This window comes from Erythrobacter cryptus DSM 12079, from assembly GCF_000422985.1.
Lineage (GTDB): Bacteria > Pseudomonadota > Alphaproteobacteria > Sphingomonadales > Sphingomonadaceae > Erythrobacter > Erythrobacter cryptus.
The window spans coordinates 134,441-152,295 of record NZ_AUHC01000009.1 but is presented as its reverse complement, the minus strand read 5'-3'; the positions used below and the strand labels follow the sequence as shown (position 1 = coordinate 152,295).

The window sequence follows — 17,855 nt, the reverse complement described above, 5'->3', positions numbered from 1 at the left end:
CATCAGGCTGGTCAGTTCCCGCGCTACCCGAGCACCGGACAGCGATGTATCGGCCACCAGCGCCAGGCACTCCCGCGTATAATCATCGACCACGCACAGGATGCGGAAGCGCCGACCGCAGATCAGGCTGTCGGAGACGGATTCGAAGCGAAGCGGAGAAGGGCGCGCAGCGCCCAACTCGAGGCTCCGACGCTGGTTCGGACCATCCGGCAGCACCATTGGCCTGCGCGTGCCCAGCGCCCGCTTCCGGCCGCCACGGCGCCGCACGCGCAGTCCTTCCTCGCGGTAGATGCGCAGCAGATTCTTGTGGTTGGGGGCGATGCCCTCTCGCGCCAGCAGGTAGCCCAGGCGGCGGTAACCGAACCGACGACGTTCCGCCGCCAGCTCGCGCAGCCTTTGGCGTAGCGCCCCGTCATCGGACCGCGACGGCTCGTAACAGATCACCCTGGCACAATTTGGGGCACAATCGCGCACAATGATTCCCAACCAATTTCCTCAGTTTGGGGAAAATCCTGCAAAACCAGAGATTTGGAGGTCTAAAGTGCCGAAAGTGGTCGGGGAGACAGGATTCGAACCTGCGACATCCTGCTCCCAAAGCAGGCGCGCTACCGGGCTGCGCTACTCCCCGACACTTCCGCCCGGCCCTGTGGGGCCGGCCTTGCATTACCAACCGCCCCCCGCCCCGGTGGGCCCGGCAGGATTCGAACCCGCGACCTAGCCGTTATGAGCGGCCAGCTCTAACCGCTGAGCTACAGGCCCGTGGCAGGATCGGGCAGGGCAGGGCAGTGCCTTGCCCTAATGCGGAGCGTGCCCGCGCACAAGCGCCGAGCGCGCCTCAGCTGCCGATTGCCGCGATCACCTCGGCGACGGTGCAGCTTTTCACCCCGCGTTCGGCGAGCGCGGCATAGACCTCGGCGAACCACGCATAGAGCTGCTCCACCGCCTCTGGCGTCGGGGCATAGGGCGTGTGCCCCGGGGCAAGCGTCGGGCTGTGGAACGAGAGCACCAGCACCGGCAGGCCGGCGGCAAGCGCGAGGTCGATGCCGCGCCGGGCTTCGGCGGCCGAGACGCCCTCGGGCGTGAGCGCGATACGCTCGATGAGGTTGAAGCGCGACAGGCCCGAGTAGAAGGTCGGCAGGTGCCGTTCGACCCGGTGCAGCATCGGCCCGAACTGCTTGAGGCGGCCCGAATAGACGCTGGTCACCGGCAGTTCGAGCAGGCGGCGCTCATCATCCACCCAATAGGGCAGCGGCGGATGGTGGCTGTAGTCCGGCCCGCCCTGATGGCTGTAATCGAACAGGCTGCGCACCGAGGTGTCGATGCGCACGCCCGCGGCGAGCAGCAGCTCGGCGGTGTGCGGCCCCAGCCCGTAGCGCCCCGCGCGGTAGATCTGCGGGGCGGTGCCGAAGGCCGCCTCGATCGCATCGCGCAGGCGGGTGAACTTGGCCGCCTCGAGCGCCGGGGAGAGATTGCCGGCAAAGGAATTGTGCTCGCTCACCTCTTCCTCGAAGGGCGGATTGACCCAGGGATGAAGCTGGATGCCCACTTCGGCGGTGCCGCGCCGCACCGCATCGCCGATCACTTCGATGGCGGCGCGATCATGCACCACCGGCCAATCGACGAGATAGACCGGATGCGCACCGATGCGCTCGCAGAAGGCCTGGAAGCGCGGGATCGCGGCGATGTGGCTGAGCCCGAAGCCTTCCCGGCGAAAAGGCGCCTTCCAGTCGAACTCCTCCTCGGTATCGACGGTCAGCAGCACCCGCCGCCCGAAGCCGGGCGGAAAGACGGCGGTGCGCTCGGCACCCGGCGCTGCCAGCATCGATGCGGTTGCCATTCCCCAGACCCCATCAGCGCGGGGGGATCACACCCCCGACCCTTCCGCGCCTTGCGCTTGGGGGCTAGGCACGAGGCCGCTTTCGGTCAAGAGCGGCAGGCGCAGCACCAACAATTCGCCCTCGCGCTGCAGTGCGCCGCCGGCCGCGCGCGCCTCGGCCCGGGCAAGCCGCAGGGCAAAGCCGGTGCCGAACAGGCCCGGGCTCACCGCGCTCTCGCCGCTGCGCGCGGTGGCGGCAAAGAGGTTCTCCTCTCCCGCCAGCGCTGCCGGCAGGGTGCACGCCAGCCGGGCCATGGCCGTTCCCGGGCCGATGAGCGGCGCGAGGCTGAGCGACAGCCGCTCGCCCGCGCCAGCCGCGGCGGCAAGACTGGCAAGCAGCCGCCACACCATCGCTTCGGCATCATCGTGATCGATCCCGACGAGGAGCGCGGTCTCGGGCGCGAAGGCCGGCACCAGCGCCGCCGCGCGCCCGGCAATCACCGGATCGAGCTGCGTGGCGGTGGCGCGTACCAGCGCGGCCAGATCGGCCTCCCCGGGCGCGAGCGCCAGCGCCCCGGTCTCGAGCCGGGCGAGCCGGTCGAGTTCTTCGAAACCGGCAAGGATGCGCGCCGCATCGGCGGCGATCGCTGCCGCCAAGGCGCGGTATTCGTGCGGGGCCGGGCCGAACAGCTGCTGCTGGATCACCTCGGCATAGCCCTGCACCGCGGTGACGGGGGTGCGCAGCTCGTGCAGCAGCTGGCGGATGCGGTCGGCCTCGCGCACCTCGGGTCGGGGCGGGGCGCTGGCGGGGCCGGGATCGCGGCGCAGCCGCCCGAAATAGCCGGAAAAGTGCCCCTCCTCGCTGAATTGCGGCGTCGCATCGACCAGCCAGTCCCCGGCGATCGCGGGCGCGCCGACCAGTGTGAGCGGCGCCTGCACGATCGGCTGGCGGCGGGCAAAGGCGCGGGCAAGGCCCGCCTCCGGGGTGGCGCCCTCGCCTAGGCGCGGGGGTTGGAACAGGCGCGTGCCGATCACCATCGGCGCGGCCTCGCCGCTCGCCCATTCGATCCGACCGGTGGTGTCCGCAGCAAAGCCAAAGCTGCGCAGCGCGCGCCGGCTGCGCTCGGGCGCTTCGCCGAGTGGCAGGCGCGGGGCGATCTCGAGCTCGGCGCGGCTTTCCCCGCGGGTGCGCTGGTATTGGGCGATGCGTTCGACCAGCGCGGAGATTTCGCTGCGGCCGCTTTCCTCGCGGCTGCGGGTGCGTGCCTCGGTGCCGGAGGCCGCCGTGGGCGCGGGAGGCGGTGAAGGGGGCGCGGCGGGGCTGACCACCCTGAGCGGCGGCGGGTCGGGGCGCGCCCCGGGCGCGGCGAGGGCGGGGCTGGGGGGTGCGGCTTGCGGGCTTGCCTCGGGCGCCGGATCGGGGGCGGGCAGGCCGCGATCATGCACCCCGAGCCGCGCCAGCAGCGCCTCGACATCGACCGGCAGATCGCGGCGCAACCTGAGGAAGCCGCGCGCGCGCACCGGCAGATCGGGGATCAGCGCGGTCCATTCCTCGGCGGACAGGCTTGCGCGCGAGAGCGCGGCGGCGGCAACCTCGCTTTCTTGTTCGGCAAGGTGCGCCACCAGAGCAGGATTGCCGAGGCGCCAGCCCGGCTCGCGGATCATCCGCGCGCGCTCTGATGCGGGGATCGCTTCGGCCAGCGCCTCGAGCCGCAGCCAGGCCGCCGCCAGCAGGCTCTGATCGCCCTGTGCCCCGGCACGGGCGCGGCCGAGCAGATCGAGCAATTGTCGCATCTGGGTGCGCAAGCCCGCCTCGCCAGTGGCGCGCTGGCGCAGCACGGTGGCAAGGCGATCATCGAACAGCACATTCACTCCCTGTCGGCAGCGGCTCGAGCCGACTCGCACGTGCCGCGGCCCGGCGAGGCGGCCAGCATAGCCCCGGCCAGCCTTCGCGTCTTATCAGGATGGGGAAATTGTCACAGTCTGGCGCGACAGCCGCGTTGCAAAGCGGGACAATTGCTGGCAGAGCTAATAATATTAGCGAAGCGTGCCATCAGGCGCGCCCCTTGTTTCATGGGGATCATCGAGCCCGCGGCGGCCATCAAGCGGCGCGCCCGCGGTGCAGCAGGAGCTTGTGCCACGTGGCCAATCTGGACGAGATCGACCGCCGTCTGCTGGCGGAACTGCAGGCGGAAGGCCGGGTAACCAATGTCGAACTGGCGCAGCGTGTCGGGCTGACCGCGCCGCCTTGCCTCAGGCGGGTACGCGGGCTTGAGGAGGACGGGGTGATCCGCGGCTACCACGCCGATCTCGATCCGGCCAAGCTCGGCTTTACCATCACCGTCTTTGCCATGGTCAGCCTCAAGAGCCAGGCCGAGGCGGCGCTGCGCGAATTCGAGGAGCACATGAAGGCCCTGCCCGAAGTGCGCGAGTGCCACATGCTCAATGGCGAGATCGACTTCATCCTCAAGATCGTGAGCAAGGATCTGCAGAGCTTCCAGGAGTTCCTGACCGGCAAGCTCACGCCTGCGCCCAACGTGGAAAGCGTCAAGACCTCGCTCACCATCCGCACCGCCAAGCAGGAACCAGGCGTGCCACTCTAGCGGTGGCTTGCCCCGTCTCAGTGCAGCTTGAGCTTGGGCCGCACGATACGGTTCACCCGGCCCACGGCCATCAGGAAGGTCGCCTTCACCCAGCCGTGGATGCCGATGAGGTGGAGGCGATAGAGCGAGGTGTAGATGAAGCGCGCAAGGCGCCCCTCGATCGCCATGCTCCCGCCGATGAGGTTGCCCATCAGGCTGCCGACGGTGGAAAAGCGGCTCAAGGAGACGAGCGAACCCTTGTCGCGATAGACGAAGTGCTTGAGCGGCCGGCCCTGTTGCAGCCGCACGATATTGGCAAAGACCACCGCTGCCATCTGGTGCGCGGCCTGGGCACGTGGGGGCACCGGCCTGCCCTCCCCCGGCGGGGTGTAGCTGGCGCAATCGCCCAGCGCGAAGATGTTTGGATCGACCGTGGTCTGGAGTGTGTCGGTGACGATGATCTGGTTGCGCGCGTTGGTTTCAAGCCCCAACCCGGCAAGGAAATCGGCGCCCTTGACCCCGGCTGCCCAGACCATCAGATCCGCCTCGATCACCGCGCCATCGCGGGTGATAAGCTGGCGCGGGCGGGCTTCTACTACCTGGGTGGCCGGGCGCACTTCAACCCCGAGCCGTTCAAGCTCGAAGCGCGCGGCATCGGCAAGCTTTTCCGGCAGGGCGGGCAGGATGCGCGGGCCGGCCTCGAGCAGGGTGACATGGAGGCGGCTCTCGTCGAACACCTCGAGGCCATAGTGTCTGAGGCCCGCAGCGGCGTTGTAAAGCTCGGCCGCCAGTTCCACCCCCGTCGCCCCGCCGCCGACGATCGCCACGCGCACCTGCTCATCGGCGCTCGGATCGCGCAGCATCGCCCGGCTCACGCGCAGGCAGTGGTTAAGCAGGCGGGTGCGGAAGCGATCGGCCTGTTCGCGGCTGTCGAGATAGAGGCAATGCTCCTTCACCCCCGGCACCCCGAAATCATTGGAGACCGAGCCTAGCGCCAGCACCAGGATGTCATAGCGGATGGTGTGGCCGGCGATCAGTTCGCTGCCATCCTCGTCCTTGACCGGCGCAAGGCTGATGGTCCTCGCCACGCGGTCGATGCTCTCGAGGCTGCCCTGGAAGAAGCGGTAGCCCCAGCGCGAGCAATGGTCGCGATAGCCCACCTCGTCGAGATTGGCGTCGAGCGAGCCAGCCGCCACCTCGTGCAGCAGGGGTTTCCAGATGTGCGAGAGGTTCTTGTCGACAAGGATGATGTCGTGGCGCTTGCGGCCATATTTGGCGCCCAGCCTGCGCACCAGCTCCAGCCCGCCCGCGCCCCCGCCGACGACAACGATCTGGGTCTTGCGGTTCATTCGACCTCCACAGCCTTGCCGGGCTCCCCCACCCGCCCGACCAGGCCAGCGGGCAAGCGGGCGCGGGCCAGCGCCGCGCCGAAGCCCCAAGCCGCGAATCCCGTTGCCGGTTCCCCCATCATGGGCCGGCCCCTATCATTTTTGCGAGGTTGTGTCGCCTGCCGGCAACACGGGGCTGCGCGCTTGCCGGCTCAGCCCTCGCGCTCGGCGAGCCATTTCTCCAGCCACTTGATCGAATAGTCGCCGTTGAGCACATCGGGCTGGCGCAGCAGTTCCTGGTGCAGCGGGATATTGGTCTTCACCCCTTCGACCACCATTTCCTCTAGCGCGCGGCGCAGGCGCATGATGCAGCCTTCGCGGGTGCGGCCATAGACGATCAGCTTGGCGATCATGCTGTCGTAATAGGGCGGGATGCGGTATCCGGCATAAAGCCCGCTATCCACCCGCACATGCATCCCGCCGGCTGCGTGATAATAGGTTACGAGGCCGGGCGAGGGGGCGAAGGTGAAGGGGTCTTCGGCGTTGATCCGGCACTCGATCGCGTGGCCGGTGAAGGCGAGCTCCTCTTGCTTGACGGAGAGCGGCCGGCCTTCGGCGATGCGGATCTGCTCGCGCACCAGATCAACGCCCGTGATTGCCTCGGTGACGGGGTGTTCGACCTGCAGGCGGGTGTTCATCTCGATGAAGTAGAACTGGCCGTTCTCCCACAGGAACTCGATCGTGCCGGCGCCGCGATAGCCCATGTCGCGCATCGCCTGGGCGCAGATCTCGCCCATGCGCTGGCGTTCCTCGGGCGAGATCACCGGCGAGGGCGCTTCCTCGAGCACCTTCTGGTGGCGGCGCTGGAGCGAGCAATCGCGCTCGCCAAGATGGATGGCATTGCCCTTGCCATCGCCGAACACCTGGAACTCGATATGGCGCGGATTGGCGAGGTACTTCTCGATATAGACGGTGCCATCGCCAAAGGCCGCCTTGGCCTCGCTGCCGGCCTGCTGCATCAGGGTTTCGAGCTTGTCCTCGCTCTCGCACACCTTCATGCCGCGTCCGCCACCCCCGGCCGCGGCCTTGATGATCACCGGATAGCCGATGTCGGCGGCAATCTTGCGCGCCTCGTCGAAGTCGGAAACCGCCCCGTCGCTGCCCGGCACCAGCGGCAGGCCGAGCGCCCCTGCGGTGCGCTTGGCCTCGACCTTGTCTCCCATGGTGCGGATATGCTCGGGCTTGGGGCCGATCCAGATGATCTCGTGCGCCTCGACGATCTCGGCGAACTTGGCATTCTCCGAAAGGAAGCCATAGCCGGGGTGGATCGCATCGCACTGGGCGATCTCGGCGGCAGAGATGATGTTGGCGATGTTGAGATAGCTCTCGGCCGCAGGCGGCGGGCCGATGCACACCGCATGATCGGCGAGCCGCACATGCATGGCATCGGCATCGGCGGTGGAATGCACCGCCACGGTCTCGATCCCCATCTCGTGCGCAGCGCGGTGGATGCGCAGCGCGATCTCGCCGCGGTTGGCGATCAGGATACGCTTGATGCCCATGGGATTACGCGATCACCACCAGCGGCTGATCGAACTCGACCGGCTGGGCGTTCTCCACCAGGATGGCGCTGACCGTGCCCGATCGGGGCGCGGTGATCGGGTTCATCACCTTCATCGCCTCGACGATCAGCAGGGTATCGCCTTCCTTCACCGCCTGGCCGACCGTGACGAAAGGCGCGGCTCCCGGCTCGGGGGCAAGATAGCAGGTGCCGACCATCGGCGATTTGACCGCATTGCCAAGCTCCGCGCCGGAGGGCGCGGCGGTCTCGACCGGGGCCGGGGTTGTGGCCGCGGGAGCGGGCGCGGCGGCAAGCGGCGCGGGCGCGGGAGCGTAGGCCGGTGCGGGAGCGGCAGCAACGCCCCCGCGCGAGACCCGGATCTTGCGGTCGTCATCCTCGACCTCGATCTCGGTGAGACCGGTCTCGTTGAGCAGTTCGGCAAGCTCGCGCACCAGCGCGGTGTCGATGTTCATGCCCCCCTTGCGCCCGCCTGCCTTGCTGCCTTCGCCAGCCTCGTTTGCCATGTGTGCCCCTTGCTCTTTCATGCGACCGTGAAGCGGCGGGGACTATTGCTGGCAATTGCGGCTGGCAAGTGGCAAGGATGCAATTTGTGAAAGGCGCGCGCGATTTTTACACCTTGCCTGCCGCTACGGCTTCGAGCGCGATCAGGTAGGATTGGGCGCCGTGGCCCTCGACCGTCAGCGCCACGCCCATGCCGACATAGGACAGGTGGCGGAAGGGCTCGCGGGTCTTGGGATTGGACAGATGCACCTCGATCACCGGCGTCGTGATCGCCCGACACGCATCGAGCAGGGCAATCGAGGTATGGGTGTAGGCCGCAGCGTTCAGCAGCACCGCACGCGCGCCTTGGCCTTGCGCTTCGTGCAGCCAGTCCACCAGCATCCCTTCATGGTTGGTCTGGCGCATGTCGATTTCCAGCCCCAACTCGCGGGCGCGGTCTTCCAGCATCCCGGCGATCTCGTCGAGCGTGGTGGTGCCGTAGATCTCCGGCTCGCGCAGGCCCAGAAGGTTGAGGTTGGGGCCGTTGAGGACATAGACAAGGTTGCTCATGCCCGCCCGCTTAGTCCCGAGGCCATGCGCCGGGCAAGCGCGGGGTGCTGCGCGGCAGGTCTTCCACAGGGTAAGCGACGCGAAAAAATGCCCCCGCCCGAAGGCGAGGGCGTGAGGTGTGGAACCACATGGCTCCTTGGGTCGCAGGCGCATTTTTAGGCCAAGACGCGCGCGAAGGCCCGTGACAAATGCTGTTAGGTGCGCCTGCGTTTCAGCCTCAGCGATCCACGCCCTTGACCTTGCCCCATTGGCGCGCGGCGGTGTAGCCGAGGTAGCCCGTGCCAAAGAGCGCGTAGAGCGGCTCGGGCAGGCCCGCCAGATAGGCGTTCATGCCCGCTGCAATGTCGCGCGCGGTCGCCGGGCTGAAGGCCGAGAGCACCCCCATCGGCAGGGCGGTGAGCAGCAGCACATACATGACGTAAAGAAAGCTCGGCCGGGCGCGGCTGGTCCAGGGATCGGCGGAATTGGCCTCGGCCACGATAGCCTGGAGCCGGGCCTCGATCAGCTTCAGCTCCTGCGTGCCCTCGAGCGCGATCAGCTCGAGCTTGGCCCGCTCGCGGGCTTCCTTGTCGGGGATGATCTTGTCGATGATCGCCGCGATCGGGCCGATCAGGGTTTCGATAAGGGCCATGGGCGCGCTCCGCTCTCGATGAGTCGCGCCCAATTTCACCATTTTGGTTCGTGTAGGAAAATATTTTATCCTATTCCTCGCCTGCCTCGGCCAGCAGCCGCCGGGCCAGCATGAGGTGCGGGCGATCGAGCATGGCGCCATCGAGCGCCACCACCCCGGCCCCGGGCTGGGCGGCAAAGGCCTCCACCACCGCCCGGGCGTGGGCCAGTTCCTCGGGGCTGGGGGTGAAGGCGGCATTGATCGGCTCGACCTGCGCCGGGTGGATCGCCAGCATCCCGGCAAAGCCCGCGGCCCGCACCGCCCGCGCGCGGCGCTCGAGCGCCTGCGTGTCGCGGAACTCGGGCTGCACCGTCTCGATCGCCGGCACCCCGGCAGCCGCGGCGCCGATCAGACACAGGCTACGCGCCATCTCGTAGGTGTGGGCATATTCCCCATCATCCCCTCGCTGTTGGCGCGCGCCGAGCGCGGCGGAAAGATCCTCCGCCCCCCAGGTCAGCGCCACCAGCCGCTCGCGCCCCGGATAATTGCCGGCATATTCCCCAGTGCGGAACATTGCCGCGGCGGTCTCGGTGACGAGCGCGGCGATCGCGGTGCTGCCCGCGGCAAGGCCGCTCGCCGCCTCGAGCGCCGAGAGGTAATGGTGCAGGCGGGTGATGTCGGCAGCGCCCTCGGCCTTGGGCAGCAGCACCCCGCCGGGGCGCTCAGGGATCACCGCCACCAGATCGGCAAGGCAATCCGGGGTGGCGAGCGGGTTGATCCTCACCCACAGCCGCGCTCGCGCCTCCACCGCGCGCGCGCCAAGCTCGGCCGCCACCAGCTGGCGCGCGGCCGCCTTGCGCTCGGGCGCGACCGAATCCTCAAGGTCAAGCAGCACGATGTCTGCCGGGCCGGCAATCGCCTTGGCGATCTTCCTCTCGCTGTCGCCCGGGGCGAACAGCCAGGAGCGCCTTCTGCCAGGCAGCGGGCGGGGCGGGGTGGATGCGGTGGCCATGCTGGGTTCCTCTCTTGCCCCTGCGCTTAGAAAGCCTGCCGCCCGCCGGCAAGGCCATGCGCAACAGGGCGCAAGGGGGTGCCGCCTTGCGCCATCTTTCCCATGGCGGGCCGGGCTTCCGGTTGCTATGCGAGACCGGTTTCAATCAGCCGGGGAGAGCCTCACGTGGCAATCGCGTTTACGGTCAACGGCCAGCCGGTCAGCGTCACGGTGGAGGAGGACACGCCGCTGCTGTGGGTGCTGCGCGAGGAGCTGGGGTTGACCGGCACCAAGTTCGGCTGCGGCGTGGCGGCCTGCGGGGCCTGCTCGGTGCAGGTTGATGGGGCGCTGGTGCGGTCGTGCAGCTTGCCGGTGGGCGAGGCAGCCGGCAAGGCGGTGCGCACGATCGAGGGGCTGAAGGCCGCCGATGGCACGCTGCACAAGGTGCAACAGGCGTGGATCGCCGCGCAGGTGCCGCAATGCGGCTATTGCCAATCGGGCCAGATCATGGCCGCCGTCGCCCTGATCGAACAGGTGGGGACGCCGAGCGATGCCGAGATCGATGCAGCCATGACCAATATCTGCCGCTGCGGCACCTATCCGCGCATCCGCGCCGCGATCCGCGCTGCGACCGGGGCTGCCGCTGCGGCCACCGCCGCTTCCGTCCCCGCCGAGCAGGGAGACGCCTGATGGCCGACAACCCCCAGCCCGAGCTTGATTATCCGCAAACCCCGGCCGCGCCTGAGCGGTCGGAAACTCCGCCGACGCGCAAGGGCATCAAGCGGCGCCTGTTTCTTGCCGGCACCGCGCTCGTCGCCGGCGGCGGCGTCTTTGCCCTGTGGTGGGCCGACAGCAGCGCCCGCAGCAAGGCCAAGGCGCTGGTCGAGGGCAAGGGCGAGCACGCCTTTGCTGCCTGGGTCAAGATCGCCGAGGATGACAGTGTCACCATCTATTCGCCGCACATCGATTTCGGCCAGGGTTCGCACACCGCGCTGGGCCAGATGCTCGCCGATGAACTCGATGCGGCGTGGGACAAGGTTACGGTGGAGCAGGCCCCGGCCGATCTGGCCTTTGCCAATGCGGCGCTTGCCAAGGGTTTCCTGCCTTTGATGGTGGGCGAGACCGTCGCCGGTCTCATCCCCGATGCGGTGATCGGGATGATGGCGCGCGCGATGCCGCTGCAGATCACCGGCGGCTCCTCGGCGATCCGCTTCACTGGCGAAGTGGCGATGCGCAAGACCGGCGCGGCGGTGCGCGCGGCGCTGGTGGCCGAAGCAGCCCAACGGCTGGGCGTGCCGGAGCGCGAGCTTGCCACGGGCGATTCGCGCGTGACCCACGCCCCATCCGGCAGGTCGCTGCGCTATGGCGAGCTGGCGGCAGGCGCGGCGCAGCGCCCGCTTTCAAGCGATCCGGTGCTCAAGACCCGCGCGCAGTGGAAGCTGATCGGCAAGCCAATTCCCCGGCGCGACATTCCCGCCAAGGTCGATGGCAGTGCGGTCTATGGTATCGACTTTACCCTCCCCGGCATGCGCGTTGCCACCATCGCCATGGCCCCGGTGCGCGGCGGCAAGCTCGAAAGCCTCGATGAGGCCCCGGCGCTGGCGGTCAAGGGTGTCGAGAAGGTGGTCAGGCTCGATGACGCGGTGATCGTTGTCGGCAAGGGTTATTGGCAGGCGAGAAAGGGGCTCGAGGCGCTTGCGCCCACCTGGAGCGATGGCGGCCACGGGGCGATCTCGACCGCGGCGATCTATGCCGCCCAGGCGCGCCTGCGCCAGAGCGCGCAGAAGCCCGACAACGAGAGCGGCAGCGGCGATGTCGAAGCGGCGCTGAGCGCGGCGGGAGCGCGGCGCATCGAGGCCGAATACCGCGTGCCCTTTCTCCACCACGCGATGATGGAGCCTTTCGCGCTCACCGGCCATTTCAAGGACGGCAAGCTTCATCTGTGGGGCGGATTGCAGGACCCGCTGAGCACCCGCACCCGCGCGGCCAAGGCCGCGGGCCTTGCGGTCGAGGACGTGGTCTTCACCCCGATGATCATGGGCGGCGGCTTCGGCCGGCGCTTTCCCGATCTGGTCGAGATCATCGATCAGGTGGCGGTGCTGGCAATGCAGGTGCCCTATCCGGTCAAGCTGATCTGGAGCCGCGAAGAGGAGCTGCGCCACGGCACCTATCGCCCGCAATCCTCGGCGCTGCTCACCGGTGCGGTCAAGGACGGGCGCATCACCGCGATGCGGATCGACTATGTCCAGAGCGGCAGCGCCGAGGGCGAGGTGCCTTTCATCTATGATCTTCCGGCGGTCTCGCGGCGGCACTTTGCCTATCGATCGAACCAGATCGATGGGCCGTGGCGCTCGGTCAACGCGACGCAGCTGGGCTTTTACACCGAGAGCTTCATCGACGAACTCGCCGCGGCGGCGGGCGAAGATCCCTACCGCTTCCGCCGCAAGCACCTGCCCGAGGGCTCGCGCCATGTGAAGGTGCTCGATGAAGTCGCCCGCCGCGCTAGCTGGGGCACGCCGCTTCCTGCGGGCGTGGGGCGCGGCATTGCCATTGTCGAGAGCTTCGGCACCATCGTTGCCGAGGTGGTCGAGGCGGCGCTCAAGGAGGATGGCACCCCCAAGGTGCTGCGCGCCTGGGCCGTGGTCGATTGCGGGACCACGATCAACCCCTTGAATGCCGAGGCGCAGATAATGGGCGGGCTGATCATGGGCCTTTCCTCGGCGATGGGCGAGCAGGTGACGCTCGAGAAGGGCGCGGTGGTGGAGAGAAATTTCACCGATTACCCGATCCTCAAGCTCGCCGACGCGCCGCCGGTGGTCGATGTGCATTTCATCGACAGCGGCGCCAAGACCGGGGGGATCGGCGAGCCGGGCCTGCCGCCTGCCAGCCCGGCACTCGTCAATGCGCTGGCAGCGCTCACGGGCAAGCGCATCCGCACGCTGCCGGTGCTGGCGCAGGCGAAGGCTTGAGCCTCGCCGGCTGGGCGGCGCTGATCCTTGCCGGCGGGGCAGGGCGGCGCTTTGCCGGGGCGGCGCCGGGGGACAAGCTGCTCGCCGACCTTGCGGGCGCCCCGGTGATCCGGCGCCTCGCCGCGCGTGTCGCCGATGCCGGGTTTGGCGAGGTGGTGTGCATCACCGGGGCCGCGCATGACCGGATCAAGGCGGCGCTTGCGGGCATCGATCTGCGCATCATCGCCGCGCCCGACTGGGCCGAAGGCATGGCCGCGAGCCTGCGCGCCGGGGTGGCGGCGCTGTCACCAGACGCGCGCGGGGCATGCCTGTTTCTGGGTGACATGCCGCTGGTGCCGGTGGCGCTGTGCGAGGATCTCGTCGCTGCGGCCGAGGCGTCGGGCTATGCCGCGCGGGCGCGCTGCATGGGCCGCCCCGGCCACCCGGTGGCCTTCACCCGGGCGGCCTTTGCCGACCTGTTGGCGCTCAAGGGCGATCAGGGGGCAAGCGCGCTGCTCGCGGCGCGGGGCTTGGCCGTGGCCTACCTCGACACCGCAGATCGGGGCGCGCTGCTCGACATCGACACCCCAGCCGATCTTGCGGCGCTCACGGCGGCGTGGAAGACCTGCGCCACCTCGGCCACCAGCGAGAGCGCCACCGCGCGTGGGCCCTTGCCGAAGCCTTGAAGCCCGATCGGGGCGTGGAGCCGCGCCAGCGCCGCCGCGCTCACCCCATGACCGCGCAGCCGTTCCAGCCTTGCTGCGAGCCGGGCCCGCGCGCCGATCGCGCCGACATAGCAGGCCTCGCTTGCGAGCGCAGCGGCAAGGCCCCGCTCGTCATCTTCGCGGTCGTGCGTGAGCACGGCAATCGCGCTCCAGCGGTCGATCCCGATCGCGTCCAGCGCCGCTGCCGGCGCGCCGGTGTGATAGGAAATTCCGGGGCAGGGCGGCTCGGCCGGCCCGCCGGGGGCGATCAGCGCCACCTCCCAGCCTAGCTCACGCGCCAGCCCCAGCGCCGCGAGCGTCGCACCGTCATCCCCCACCAGCACCAGCCGCAGCGGCGGCAGAAAGGCCCGGGTGTAGCGCGCACCGTCCCAGCCATCGGGCGGGGGCGCGGCGCAGGGGGCGGCCGTGCGCGTGTGGCCATCGCTGCACCACACCAGGGCCTGGCGCGCGGCGCGTGCCGCGATGAGGGTGGCAAGCGCTGCCTCATCCCCCGCCACCGGCTCGACCAGCACGCTGATTCCCGATCCGCAGGCAAGCCGGATGTCGATCCACGGGCTGCCCTCGCCATAGCGCAGCAGCCGCGGCTTCCCTAAGGCCATCGCGGCGCGGGCATGGCGGGCAACATCCTCCTCGATGCAGCCGCCCGACAGGAAGCCCCAATGCGCCTCCTCAGTGATCAGCATCTGCGCGCCCACCTCGCGCGGGGCCGAGCCATCGACCTCGACCAGCGTGGCGATGGCAAAGCGCGGCGGCAGCGCGGGCAGCGCCAGCAGCGCTTCGCGGATATCCTCGATCGGGGCGGCAAGGCGCCAACGGGTCATGCCTGGGGGTGGGCCTTCATGAGAGGTTGGTGCCGCCAGCCTAGCCAGCCCCGTGCGCCGGCGCAATCGCCGCCCGCTGCGGGCGGCGCCGGAGGCTGCAATTTGAGGGAAGACCACTGGTCGGGACGACTGGATTCGAACCAGCGACCCCCACACCCCCAGTGTGATGCGCTACCAGGCTGCGCTACGTCCCGCGCCAGTGGAGCGGCGCCTATAGGGCGCTCGCCACAGGCTGGCAAGGTGGTTTGGCGAGCCGCTGGCAACACGCGGCTGGCCCCGTGTGGCCGGTGCGCCGGCTTGGTGCGATTGCGGCGCGGCGCCAATGCTGCTAGGCGCGCCTACTTGAACGGCTGCGGGCACCATGCCCGGCCACTTCACACGGGATCTGACGGGCCTCATAGCTTATGACTTTCGATCTTCTTGCCGCCGCCCCGGCCGGTGCCGCCGCCGCGCCGCCCGCGTGGATCAGCTTCCTGCCGATCATCGGCATGATCGCGATCTTCTGGTTCCTCATCATCCGGCCGCAGATGAAGCGGCAGAAGGAGCACCAGGCCAAGATCGCGGCGATGAAGAAGGGCGATCAGGTGATCACCGCCGGGGGTCTCGTGGGCAAGGTGGTCAAGGTCGATGACACCTATGTCGAGCTTGATCTTGGTCCCAACGTCCGGGTGCGGGCGGTCAAGGCGACGATCGGCGATATCATCCCGCCGGGCGGCACGCCGGCCAACGATTGATGCGGCCCCGCGCCGCTTCCCGCGCCGCTCCCCGCGCTGCCCCAAGCCCCGCTTCCCGCACGAGACCCTGAACGGCCATGCTCGAATTTCCGCTCTGGAAGAAGATTTCGCTCTGGGCGCTGACGCTTGCCGCCGCGGCGCTGGCGCTGCCGTCGCTCGCCAAGGTCGCTGGCCTGCCTTGGCCCGCGGGCTTGCCCGGTCCCGAGGTCAATCTCGGGCTTGACCTTGCCGGCGGCTCGCACCTCCTGCTCGAGGCCAAGGCCGATGACGTGCGCGCCCAGCGCCTCACCAATATGGAAGAAACGGTGCGCCAGCTGATGCGCGGGGCCAAGCCGCGCATCCGCATCGGCGATGTCTCCACCGCCGATGGCAAGCTCTCCTTCATGCTCGAGAACGCCGCCGATATTGATCGGGCGCGCGGCCTCATCGAGCCGGTGATGCAGGGGCAGACCAGCACGCGCGAATGGGATCTGAGCGTGGTCGATGGCCAGCGCATCGTGCTCACCCCGACCGAGGCCGGCCTTGCCCAGGCGATCGATGATGCCATGGCGAGCGCCACCGAAGTGGTGCGCCGCCGCATCGACGAGCTGGGTACGCGCGAGCCGACCATCATCCGCCAGGGCAGCACCCGGATCGTGGTGCAGGTGCCGGGCCTGCAGGATCCCGAGGCGCTCAAGAACCTGCTCGGCCAGACCGCGCAGCTCGAGTTCAGGCTGGTCGATCTCAATGCCCTGCCCGAAAACGTCCAGGCCGGGATCGCCCCGCCGGGCAGCGAGATCTTCCCCTATGCCCCCGGCACTCCGCAGGAAGGCCGGTTCGAGGCGGTGCGGCGGCTCGGCGGGATTCGCGGTGACAGCCTGACCGGCGCGCAGGCCGGGGTCGATCCGCAGACCAACCAGAACATCGTCAACATCACCTTCGATGCCCAGGGCGGGGCCAAGTTTGCCAAGCTCACCACCGAGAATGTCGGCAAGCCCTTTGCCATCATCCTCGATGGCAAGGTGCTCTCGGCGCCGGTGATCAACGAGCCGATCATCGGCGGACGGGCGCAGATCTCGGGGAATTTCACTCCAGAGAGCGCCAACAACCTGGCGATCGCGCTGCGTTCAGGCGCGCTGCCGGTGCCGCTCCACGTGGTCGAGGAACGCACCGTGGGGCCGGATCTCGGCGCCGATTCGATCCGCAAGGGGCTGATCGCCATGGCCATCGGCAGCCTCGCGGTGATTGCGCTGATGATCGCCAGCTATGGGCGCTTCGGGGTCTATGCGACAATTGCCCTCGTCTTCAACGTGCTGATGCTGCTGGGGTTGATGGCGCTCGGCAATTTCACCCTGACGCTGCCCGGTATCGCCGGCTTCGTCATCACCATCGGTGCGGCGGTGGACGCCAACGTGCTCATCAACGAGCGCATCCGCGAGGAGCGCAAGCGCGGACGCAAGGTCGTCTCCGCGGTCGAGACCGGTTACAAGGAAGCCAGCCGCGCGATCTGGGACGCCAACCTCACCAACTTCATCGCCGGGGTGGCGCTGTTCGCCTTCGGCTCGGGCCCGGTCAAGGGCTTTGCCGTGGTGCTGGTGCTGGGCCTGTTCACCTCGGTCTTTACCGGCGTGACGCTGACCCGGATGTGGGTGGCCGGCTGGCTGCGCCGCGCCCGGCCGACCGATCTGGTGATCTGAGAGGAGCGCGACGATGAAGCTGTTGAAGCTCGTCCCTGACAACACCAACATCAAGTTCCTGAAGGTGCGCGTCCCCTTCTTCGTGGTCAGCCTTGCGCTGATCCTCGGCAGCTGGGCGGCGGTGGCGGTCAAGGGGCTCAATTTCGGCGTCGATTTTGCCGGCGGGCAGGAGGTGCGCCTCACCTTTACCGAGCGTGCCGCCGCGCCGATACCCGAGCTGCGCGCGCTGGTTGGCGGCCTGGGCTATGGCGAGCCAGTGGTGCAGGAGTTCGGCGCCCCCAACCAGGTCTCGATCCGCGTGCGCCTGCCCGAGAAGGCCGAGGACACCCCCGGCGCTGCCACGGCCATTGGTGATCGGGTGATCGCCGCGATCACCGCCAAATATCCCGATGCCCGCAAGGACGGGAACGATACGGTTTCGGGCAAGGTGGCGGGTGAGTTCCGCACCTCGGCGCTGCTTGCCCTGCTGGCGGCGATGGCAGCGGTCTCGCTCTACATCTGGGTGCGGTTCGAATGGCAATTCGGCGTCGGCGCGATGTTTGCGCTGGTGCATGACGTCTCTCTCACGCTCGGCCTGTTTGCGGTGACGCAGATGGAGTTCAGCCTCCAGATCGTCGCGGCGGTGCTGGCGATCATCGGTTACTCGCTCAACGACACCATCGTCGTTTATGACCGCATCCGCGAGAACCTGAAGAAATACCGCAAGATGCCGCTCAATGAACTGCTTGACCTGTCGGTCAACGAGACCTTGGCGCGCACGGTGATGACCTCGCTCACGTTGTTCGTGGCGCTGATCCCGCTGCTGATCTTCGGCCCGCCCAGCCTGTTCGGCATGGTCGCGGCGATCACCTTCGGCCTGTTCGTCGGCACCTATTCCTCGATCTACATGGCCGGGCCGCTGCTGATCTGGATGGGGGTCACGTCGGACAGCTTCGTGCCGCGCGAAACCGCGCTTGATCGGCAGGAGAAGATCGCCCGCGGCGAGGCTTGAG

General features: G+C 68.6%; 15 protein-coding genes, 3 tRNA genes and 2 pseudogenes. 7 read left to right on the top strand and 13 right to left on the bottom strand.

What is annotated here, in order from left to right; translation table 11 throughout:
* From G524_RS16590 to G524_RS15265, 5 genes and pseudogenes are all read right to left on the bottom strand, one after another.
* Positions 1 to 447, bottom strand: a pseudogene (locus G524_RS16590) (IS3 family transposase); the annotation flags it as partial.
* 104 nt (positions 448 to 551) lie between these two features.
* A tRNA-Pro gene (locus G524_RS0107560) sits at positions 552 to 628 on the bottom strand.
* A gap of 58 nt (positions 629 to 686) precedes the next feature.
* Positions 687 to 759: transfer RNA gene (locus G524_RS0107555), tRNA-Ile, on the bottom strand.
* 76 nt (positions 760 to 835) lie between these two features.
* Positions 836 to 1,837 (bottom strand): polysaccharide deacetylase family protein, encoded by a 1,002-nt coding sequence (locus G524_RS0107550; RefSeq protein WP_027443174.1) that lies wholly within the window; start codon positions 1,835 to 1,837, stop codon positions 836 to 838.
* 27 nt (positions 1,838 to 1,864) lie between these two features.
* Positions 1,865 to 3,682, bottom strand: coding sequence for a histidine kinase dimerization/phospho-acceptor domain-containing protein (locus G524_RS15265; RefSeq protein WP_084625098.1), 1,818 nt, complete (start codon positions 3,680 to 3,682; stop codon positions 1,865 to 1,867).
* 275 nt (positions 3,683 to 3,957) lie between these two features.
* Here G524_RS15265 and G524_RS0107540 point away from each other — a divergent pair, with 275 nt between their 5' ends.
* Complete coding sequence (locus G524_RS0107540) at positions 3,958 to 4,419, top strand: Lrp/AsnC family transcriptional regulator (RefSeq protein WP_027443173.1); 462 nt, start codon at positions 3,958 to 3,960, stop codon at positions 4,417 to 4,419.
* A gap of 17 nt (positions 4,420 to 4,436) precedes the next feature.
* On the opposite strand, the gene G524_RS0107535 is transcribed toward G524_RS0107540, so the two are convergent.
* The 6 genes from G524_RS0107535 to G524_RS0107505 form a co-directional block, all read right to left on the bottom strand.
* The gene (locus G524_RS0107535; protein ID WP_027443172.1) at positions 4,437 to 5,747 is read right to left on the bottom strand and encodes an NAD(P)/FAD-dependent oxidoreductase; all 1,311 of its coding nucleotides are present in this window, start codon (positions 5,745 to 5,747) and stop codon (positions 4,437 to 4,439) included.
* A gap of 191 nt (positions 5,748 to 5,938) precedes the next feature.
* Positions 5,939 to 7,288 (bottom strand): acetyl-CoA carboxylase biotin carboxylase subunit, encoded by a 1,350-nt coding sequence (gene accC, locus G524_RS0107525; RefSeq protein ID WP_027443171.1) that lies wholly within the window; start codon positions 7,286 to 7,288, stop codon positions 5,939 to 5,941.
* Between the two features lie 4 nt (positions 7,289 to 7,292).
* Positions 7,293 to 7,811 carry an acetyl-CoA carboxylase biotin carboxyl carrier protein gene (accB, locus tag G524_RS0107520; RefSeq protein WP_245561323.1) on the bottom strand — a complete coding sequence of 173 codons (519 nt, stop codon included), beginning with the start codon at positions 7,809 to 7,811 and terminating at the stop codon, positions 7,293 to 7,295.
* A 106-nt stretch (positions 7,812 to 7,917) separates the two neighbouring features.
* Entirely contained in the window at positions 7,918 to 8,358 is a 441-nt protein-coding gene (locus G524_RS0107515; protein ID WP_027443169.1) for a type II 3-dehydroquinate dehydratase, read from the bottom strand.
* Positions 8,359 to 8,575: 217 nt separating this feature from the next.
* The gene (locus G524_RS0107510; RefSeq protein WP_027443168.1) at positions 8,576 to 8,989 is read right to left on the bottom strand and encodes a holin family protein; all 414 of its coding nucleotides are present in this window, start codon (positions 8,987 to 8,989) and stop codon (positions 8,576 to 8,578) included.
* Between the two features lie 70 nt (positions 8,990 to 9,059).
* The gene (locus tag G524_RS0107505; protein WP_051220975.1) at positions 9,060 to 9,980 is read right to left on the bottom strand and encodes an HpcH/HpaI aldolase/citrate lyase family protein; all 921 of its coding nucleotides are present in this window, start codon (positions 9,978 to 9,980) and stop codon (positions 9,060 to 9,062) included.
* 165 nt (positions 9,981 to 10,145) lie between these two features.
* On the opposite strand from G524_RS0107505, the gene G524_RS0107500 reads away from it, so the two are divergent.
* The 3 genes and pseudogenes from G524_RS0107500 to G524_RS17195 all read left to right on the top strand — a co-directional run.
* Positions 10,146 to 10,649: a (2Fe-2S)-binding protein gene (locus G524_RS0107500; RefSeq protein ID WP_027443166.1), complete on the top strand. Its 504-nt coding sequence runs from the start codon at positions 10,146 to 10,148 to the stop codon at positions 10,647 to 10,649.
* Positions 10,649 to 12,928, top strand: a complete 2,280-nt coding sequence (locus tag G524_RS0107495) for a xanthine dehydrogenase family protein molybdopterin-binding subunit (protein WP_036857609.1) — start codon at positions 10,649 to 10,651, stop codon at positions 12,926 to 12,928. Before G524_RS0107500 ends, G524_RS0107495 begins: the two co-directional genes overlap by 1 nt.
* Positions 12,925 to 13,419 (top strand): annotated as a pseudogene (locus tag G524_RS17195) (nucleotidyltransferase family protein); the annotation flags it as partial. The gene G524_RS0107495 and the pseudogene G524_RS17195, both read left to right, overlap by 4 nt.
* A gap of 29 nt (positions 13,420 to 13,448) precedes the next feature.
* On the opposite strand, the gene G524_RS0107485 reads toward G524_RS17195, so the two are convergent.
* Together G524_RS0107485 and G524_RS0107480 are read right to left on the bottom strand one after the other, a co-directional pair.
* Positions 13,449 to 14,453, bottom strand: coding sequence for an XdhC family protein (locus G524_RS0107485; protein WP_027443164.1), 1,005 nt, complete (start codon positions 14,451 to 14,453; stop codon positions 13,449 to 13,451).
* A gap of 117 nt (positions 14,454 to 14,570) precedes the next feature.
* Positions 14,571 to 14,647, bottom strand: a tRNA-Pro gene (locus tag G524_RS0107480).
* 210 nt (positions 14,648 to 14,857) lie between these two features.
* Between G524_RS0107480 and yajC the strand changes: the two genes are divergently transcribed.
* The 3 genes from yajC (at position 14,858) to secF (ending at position 17,854) form a co-directional block, all read left to right on the top strand.
* Entirely contained in the window at positions 14,858 to 15,187 is a 330-nt protein-coding gene (gene yajC, locus G524_RS0107475; RefSeq protein ID WP_027443163.1) for a preprotein translocase subunit YajC, read from the top strand.
* Between the two features lie 77 nt (positions 15,188 to 15,264).
* Positions 15,265 to 16,863: a protein translocase subunit SecD gene (gene secD / locus G524_RS0107470; RefSeq protein ID WP_027443162.1), complete on the top strand. Its 1,599-nt coding sequence runs from the start codon at positions 15,265 to 15,267 to the stop codon at positions 16,861 to 16,863.
* Between the two features lie 13 nt (positions 16,864 to 16,876).
* Positions 16,877 to 17,854 carry a protein translocase subunit SecF gene (gene secF, locus G524_RS0107465; protein ID WP_027443161.1) on the top strand — a complete coding sequence of 326 codons (978 nt, stop codon included), beginning with the start codon at positions 16,877 to 16,879 and terminating at the stop codon, positions 17,852 to 17,854.
* Position 17,855 lies beyond the last annotated feature (1 nt).

What these genes read in the sequence shown, in the direction of transcription:
- G524_RS0107550 (WP_027443174.1), bottom strand. Translation starts at nt 1,837, where the DNA reads ATGGCAACCGCATCGATGCTGGCAGCGCCGGGTGCCGAGCGCACCGCC.
- G524_RS0107535 (WP_027443172.1), bottom strand. Translation starts at nt 5,747, where the DNA reads ATGAACCGCAAGACCCAGATCGTTGTCGTCGGCGGGGGCGCGGGCGGG.
- accC (WP_027443171.1), bottom strand. Translation starts at nt 7,288, where the DNA reads ATGGGCATCAAGCGTATCCTGATCGCCAACCGCGGCGAGATCGCGCTG.
- accB (WP_245561323.1), bottom strand. Translation starts at nt 7,811, where the DNA reads ATGGCAAACGAGGCTGGCGAAGGCAGCAAGGCAGGCGGGCGCAAGGGG.
- G524_RS0107515 (WP_027443169.1), bottom strand. Translation starts at nt 8,358, where the DNA reads ATGAGCAACCTTGTCTATGTCCTCAACGGCCCCAACCTCAACCTTCTG.
- G524_RS0107510 (WP_027443168.1), bottom strand. Translation starts at nt 8,989, where the DNA reads ATGGCCCTTATCGAAACCCTGATCGGCCCGATCGCGGCGATCATCGAC.
- G524_RS0107505 (WP_051220975.1), bottom strand. Translation starts at nt 9,980, where the DNA reads ATGGCCACCGCATCCACCCCGCCCCGCCCGCTGCCTGGCAGAAGGCGC.
- G524_RS0107495 (WP_036857609.1), top strand. Translation starts at nt 10,649, where the DNA reads ATGGCCGACAACCCCCAGCCCGAGCTTGATTATCCGCAAACCCCGGCC.
- G524_RS0107485 (WP_027443164.1), bottom strand. Translation starts at nt 14,453, where the DNA reads ATGACCCGTTGGCGCCTTGCCGCCCCGATCGAGGATATCCGCGAAGCG.
- yajC (WP_027443163.1), top strand. Translation starts at nt 14,858, where the DNA reads ATGACTTTCGATCTTCTTGCCGCCGCCCCGGCCGGTGCCGCCGCCGCG.
- secD (WP_027443162.1), top strand. Translation starts at nt 15,265, where the DNA reads ATGCTCGAATTTCCGCTCTGGAAGAAGATTTCGCTCTGGGCGCTGACG.
- secF (WP_027443161.1), top strand. Translation starts at nt 16,877, where the DNA reads ATGAAGCTGTTGAAGCTCGTCCCTGACAACACCAACATCAAGTTCCTG.